The sequence below is a fragment of the Streptomyces canarius genome (assembly GCF_014650735.1).
GTDB classification, from domain to species: domain Bacteria; phylum Actinomycetota; class Actinomycetes; order Streptomycetales; family Streptomycetaceae; genus Streptomyces; species Streptomyces olivaceoviridis.
The window spans coordinates 1-1,784 of sequence record NZ_BMVN01000163.1 but is presented as its reverse complement, the minus strand read 5'-3'; the positions used below and the strand labels follow the sequence as shown (position 1 = coordinate 1,784).

Here is a 1,784-nt window from a genome sequence, read left to right as displayed (position 1 = left end):
TAACGCACTCCACCTCATCGCGTCCGCAGCGACACGCTGCTGGACGGGGTGAGCAGATGTCAGGGAATCACCTTGATGGCCCAATGGTATGTCAATCTGCTTATTGCTCAGGGGATTTGCTGTCTCGCCGGCCGCTCGGGAGCGTGGCGTCCGGGTGTTGCGGGCACCCCATTCGGACCCCTGGAACCAGCCCCCCGATTTGCCCGATATGACAGCTATGGGGGTCGTCGGTACGTTCAGTCTTGCCGGCTGCCGAGCCGGCTATCCGAGACCAGGAGAAGCGACATGAAGACCTCCCGTTCCACCCTTGTCACCGCTGCGGTCGCGGCCGCGGCGGCCCTGACCGCCACCGGCATCACCTACGCCTCGGCCGCCACCACACCGGCTGCGGCCGCGGCCCAGATCGCCCCGGCCACCGTTGCCGCGGCGCCCTTCGGCGGCTCAGGCAAGGGCAACGAGGGCAACGAGAGCAAGGGCAACGAAGGCCGGGGCAACGAAGGCAGGGGCAACGAAGGCCGCAACAACGAGGGCCGCGACAACGAGGACCACGACTTCGAGGAGGGCCGTATCCACATCAACGAGCGGTCGTACTCCACCCGCCCCGGCGACTGCATCACCGTGATCAGCGGCCTGGGTGCCAAGACCCTGAACATCCGCAACGACAGCCGCAAGACCGTCGAGGTCTTCCGCGGAGCGGTGTGCGACAACGGCGCTCCCGTCGCCACGGTCGGCCCCCACAGCCAGAGCGACGGTGTCCACGTGGACTGCGTCGACGGCATCCACGTCGAGGACGGAGTGGTGGGCAGCTTCCGGGTGATCAAGCGCCACGACGAGCACGGAGACCGGGACTAGTCCTGATCCGGTCACATCATGCGGCACCCCGGCCCGCCGCAATCGGGCCGGGGTGCCAGACCTGACCATTGTCCAACAAGCACCCGCCGAACGCGCCCCACCCAAGCCGGACAGCAGACACCACGGCCCGCCCCCACGACCACCCCCCGGTCCCCACCGGCCCAAGCCGCCCGCTGACTCCCCGCACCACGCCTCCCGTTGACGCCCGTCCCCGCGTCACACCCCCGGCCGGCTTCCCGACGGCCGGGCACCGCCAAACGGGTGAACAAGACCCGAGCGGCGGGGCGGTCACCTGCGCACACTGCCGCCGCGCCCGGGGTCTGCAAAACCGCCGGCCCCCCTATTGCCAAGCCGGTACGTCACGCACTGCACGTATCAGGCCGCCACGCCGGCTCAGCCCCCGCCCGGCGCCCCGCCGCCGGGCGCGGCGCGCACGACAGCAGGGGCCACGCCCATCCATGACACTCCGGGGTAAGCGACATGAGTATTCGCCTTGTGGAGGACGCGAGCGATGACCACTACATCCTGGACATCCTCGACATCACGCTGACCCCCGCACTGCCGCGACTCGGGCACCAGGTCCGCTGGCAGATGGACAGCCACCTCAAAGAGAGCGTCGACCTGACCCGAGTCACCTGCAATGTGATCATGAAGATCGGTCCGATGAAGATGCTGGACAGGACCTACCGGCTGCCCGACCTGCTCGCCGGCATGGGCGCGGCGCTGTCTGGTGACCCCAGGCCGCCCGCCGGGCCGTGGAAGCAGACATGGAACCTACAGATCCCCCCGACAGTGCCCGTGGCCAAACACCGCATCCGCCTGCGCGCACGGACCGCGGACGGCAAAGACTTCTTCGCCCTGGACATCGCCCTCAACTTCAGCCGCAGACTCCATCCGGCCACGACCAGCAACACCGTCGGCTCACGCGTGCT

The 1,784-nt window shown here is 68.7% G+C and carries 2 protein-coding genes; both read left to right on the top strand.

The window, feature by feature from the left end; genetic code table 11:
* Positions 1-285: 285 nt before the first annotated feature.
* Positions 286-852 carry a hypothetical protein gene (locus tag IE294_RS46585; protein WP_189895365.1) on the top strand — a complete coding sequence of 189 codons (567 nt, stop codon included), beginning with the start codon at positions 286-288 and terminating at the stop codon, positions 850-852.
* A 480-nt stretch (positions 853-1,332) separates the two neighbouring features.
* On the top strand, positions 1,333-1,784 hold a 452-nt coding region (locus tag IE294_RS46580; protein WP_189895364.1), incomplete at its 3' end, for a hypothetical protein.